The sequence below is a fragment of the Erysipelatoclostridium sp. An173 genome (assembly GCF_002160495.1).
GTDB classification, from domain to species: domain Bacteria; phylum Bacillota_I; class Bacilli_A; order Erysipelotrichales; family Coprobacillaceae; genus Thomasclavelia; species Thomasclavelia merdavium.
The window spans coordinates 1-3955 of sequence record NZ_NFKR01000072.1 but is presented as its reverse complement, the minus strand read 5'-3'; the positions used below and the strand labels follow the sequence as shown (position 1 = coordinate 3955).

Annotated in this window: 4 protein-coding genes and 1 tRNA gene; 3 read left to right on the top strand and 2 right to left on the bottom strand. The window is 27.8% G+C overall.

Annotation, left to right across the window (positions count from 1 at the left end; translation table 11 throughout):
- The first annotated feature begins 203 nt into the window (after positions 1–203).
- The 3 genes from B5F09_RS14260 to B5F09_RS14250 all read left to right on the top strand — a co-directional run bounded on the left by B5F09_RS14260 (position 204) and on the right by B5F09_RS14250 (position 2196).
- Positions 204–440, top strand: coding sequence for a hypothetical protein (locus tag B5F09_RS14260; protein ID WP_087374994.1), 237 nt, complete (start codon positions 204–206; stop codon positions 438–440).
- A gap of 289 nt (positions 441–729) precedes the next feature.
- A complete protein-coding gene (locus B5F09_RS14255) occupies positions 730–1638 on the top strand; it encodes a hypothetical protein (protein ID WP_087374993.1) in 909 nt (302 codons plus the stop codon).
- Positions 1639–1680: 42 nt separating this feature from the next.
- Entirely contained in the window at positions 1681–2196 is a 516-nt protein-coding gene (locus tag B5F09_RS14250) for a hypothetical protein (protein WP_087374992.1), read from the top strand.
- Between the two features lie 508 nt (positions 2197–2704).
- On the opposite strand, the gene B5F09_RS14245 is transcribed toward B5F09_RS14250, so the two are convergent.
- Both B5F09_RS14245 and B5F09_RS14240 read right to left on the bottom strand, forming a co-directional pair.
- Positions 2705–2775: transfer RNA gene (locus B5F09_RS14245), tRNA-Gly, on the bottom strand.
- Between the two features lie 487 nt (positions 2776–3262).
- Positions 3263–3955: DDE-type integrase/transposase/recombinase (locus B5F09_RS14240; protein ID WP_087374991.1), on the bottom strand; the 693-nt coding region annotated here is incomplete at its 5' end.

Here is a 3955-nt window from a genome sequence, read left to right as displayed (position 1 = left end):
TAGAAGCTTTACCATATATGGCCTAGCTCGCCAAGCCACTCGTCCTAAAAGGACTAATCCTGGCTTTACCGACATGCTATGGTCCCCGTTGGGTTATCCCCGCGAGGTAAGTCGGTTGCTTTACATCGCAATGTAGGAGCGATGATTTCAAAAGAAATATAAATTAAGCGCAAGAACGTGCGCACTGAAAGGAGAAAAATAAAATGAATGGTGGGAAATGGTATGTAAAATATCCTAAATATGGTGAAATAATGAAATGTTATTATAATTATCGCGCAGAAGTTCATCAATGGTATAGAGTAATAAAAGCAAAAGATATTCATATTGGCAGAAGAATTTCAAAAAGCAATTTAAACCGAAATGCTCTATTTTTTAATTATCCGTATTGTAAAGGTGAGTTTCGTTTAAAAGAAGATATGATAATAAAAATGGAAAAATAAATCCTTTTTATTTTAAATAAGGTATGGTGTAGCAAATAGTAGCTTAATATAGTCTACTTAACTGTATGTAGTTTCAAAGTTGCAGGAGATAATATATTTATTCTTATTTTTTGATATGTTTATAATAGAAAAGTTCAATCTCTTCTAAGTTTTTTGTTTTTAGACAAATGGCATCATATTTTATTTCGAACAATAATATCTTCTTTCCTTTAGTGTGTTTTCGTGATAGTGTCGCTTTATGTCGAAAAATGTGGTATAATTTGTAATCATATATATGGGGAGATAGAGCATGGAAACTAAACAAACAAGAAAAAGAATTAATTTTTATCAAATTCAAGCAGAAAAAAGCATTAATAAAAATGAAGAAAAGTTAAATTATAAAGAAATTAAGGATTTTTTTGATGACGTGTATTCTAATTTAAAAACAAATAAAAACGGGTACAAATACGAACATTTTGAAACATTTGAAAAATATATGATTGAATACATTGCAATGGAAGAAAAAGAGATGTTTGTACGAATAGGAAAAGAAACACCTGAAAATGTCATAGGAAAAAGAAATCATGATACTGGTAATTTATCAAACATAGAATTAGATAATGGGGAAACAATTGAAACGTATACTTATTTATTTGTGGATTTTGAAAATTGTATAATGTCCTTTTTAATGTTATCCGGAGCTCCAAGTAGAGTTGTTTTTGAAAAATATTTAAATTCAATTGATCAAACAATAACATTTGATTGTACGCCAATAACTACGGATAATATTTTAGAAAAAATTATTAATAAATCAATATTGGGGACTATACAATATAGCTATTGTAATCCTAAAGAAAATGTTTTAAGGGATATTCCTGGAGTAACAGATACTGTTTTAGATTCGCTAAATATAAATAAAAGTACAATAACAGTAAGTTTAGCTCCCCCTAGGAATAAATCACTTACAAGACGTGCAGCTGAGTTATTGAAATTAAAAGATGATTTAGAGCAACTACATAATAATGATTTAAAGAAGATTTCTATTAATGCAAGAGATGAAGATGAAACAATGGTAACATATAATTTATTAGATTATAAATTTAATAGTTATGTTTCAATTCAAATGATTAATACTTTAAATGAAAATGATTTTAAAAAAATTATTATACAGGCATATAATAAACAAAAAAATGATTTGCGTAATCATATAAGAGATTAATAAATATAAAAATAGACAAACTATAAAAAAGGAGATGATATTGTGGACAAAATTAAATTTTTAATATGCATTTTGCTTTTGATAATAGGATTTGTCTTATTTATCATTTCTAAAAAAAAGAAGTATAAACAAATATATATGTATAGAACTATAGCATATGTTTTATTTTTATCAGCATTGTTTTATATGTTCAATGAATATATTAATATTAAAAAAATTAGTAATTCATTAGAGACACTTACTACAATATCTGCCACAATTGCTGGTTTTGTATTTTCAGGAATATCAATTATTTTTGCTCTTTTAAATGTAGAGTATGTTAATTCATTGTTTAAAAATAACTTTCTTGACAAGGTATTCTATAAGGCGTATACAGTAGTTATATTGTCATTGATAGATATTGCTTTGTATGTATTAATAAATCAATTTAGTATGGCTAGTTATAATATACTGATTTTATTTTATTTGTATATTTTTTGGTTATCTATACTGCTATATTCGCTTATGATTTTTGACTTTATAAAAGTAATAAAAAGAGTCAAAGGGAAAATCAAATGACAATACCATTTTTAATTTTATAATTATAAACTATGTAAATTGCTGTTTTTTGTAAAATATCTTTTTTATATATTTTACGTAAAAAAATAACATCTTACAAATTGAATATTTGATTATTTTTCAAATTGTGGTATTAGTTTAAAAAAGACGGTGTGTTATGGTGAACTTTAGTCTTGTATTAGGTTATATTGTTCTTCTAATTATATTGACTTTATATTACATTTCTTCAGAAGATAGAAAAAATGATATAGGTAATTTTGAATAGATTTTTTTAGTTTTTATGATATATCTCATAATTGCTACATTGTATAATTATTTTACAGGCAAGGGATTGAAATATGTAATAGGGTTAACTATTGTAATGTCTATAAAGGATAGTATAATTATTTTTTCAATAGGAATAAAGAAAAATATGGATTTTCATAGAAATAGATATAATATTAAATAAGTTATTGAAATCTAAAATAATTGCTAGATAAAAAAACGAGTATCATTGATACTCGGAATTTTCGTATGTGGGATTCGAACCCACAACCTATTCTTTGGTAAAGAATTGCTCTATCCATTGAGCTAATACGGCATATTATAAAAAATATAACATTGTCATTATAATGCAAATTTGCAAAAAAATCAATAAAGACAAGGTGAGATAGAACAAGTAGCAGCTTATTAGGTTCCTTTCCTGGAGTTGGTGGTGCAATTTCATCTCCTGCAACCATTTTAAAATTAAATATTTGAAGTGGCTGATGTGGCCACTTTTTTTGTTGGTGTGTAAAAGGTTGTTTATGTGCTTTAGAAATTGGTCTGACAGCCTTGATTCTTACATCATTTTTAAAAGAATGCAGGAATATCTGAAAAGGAAAATAAAACAGGTAGTGTAAAGAATTTATGAAAAATTAATATCGAACTGAAAATTTTTGTACTTTTTTACACGAATCTGCAAAAATAAAAAGAGTAAAATCCAGTTTTGAAAAATCGTAAATCGTAAGACTGGAAAAATGATAAAAAAAGCTCTGAAAAAGGGCGCAATGAGGGTATCGGGTCTCACAGTAATTTTTAAACAATGCTAATTAATGTGATATTGTGAACTTAATTCAATCAGTTTTAACCATCGTTCCGGCATAAGCATCGAATCATCAAAAAGCTCATCATCTACAGGTGTTTTAAAGTCTAATGATGAATGCTGTCTTAGAAAATTAAAGAAGCATACAAACAGAACCATATAACTGTTGGCGCATTCGAGTCTGTCATAACCATTTGTACCGTAGTAATTCTGTTTGTATGTTCTATTAAGACGTTCTTCGATCTGTTTGAAAGGACGATATTTCTTGGACTCTTCATCTTTGTTTTTAACACCAATTACCTGATGCAGATCAAAATAAATATCGTTTATTTCAAAGAAAATCTGAGCTGCATTATAAATAGGATTGCCATCTGTAATCAAAGTCAGGTCATCGGGTATTTTCTGATATTTGCTGAGACAGTCGTTTATTGACCGACATGCACATAGCGTATCTCTAACCGGATATATCTTATAGGAAGTGATGATCTTATTTACAGGGGCGGACCAGAAGAAAACATAGTTATCTTTGCCTCTGACCTTGATATATGTTTCATCACCGGAAAGGGTATTACCGATTTTATAAGGATATTTATCGATAAGCGGTTTTATGACAGCAGAAACAGAACTGGCATAATTAATGACAGTCTGATGGGAAATACGCAAACCATGGACCTGTTTAAGGATCAAAGCAGTTTT

Coding starts and splice junctions, on each gene's coding strand:
- B5F09_RS14255 (WP_087374993.1), top strand. CDS start 730: ATGGAAACTAAACAAACAAGAAAAAGAATTAATTTTTATCAAATTCAA.
- B5F09_RS14260 (WP_087374994.1), top strand. CDS start 204: ATGAATGGTGGGAAATGGTATGTAAAATATCCTAAATATGGTGAAATA.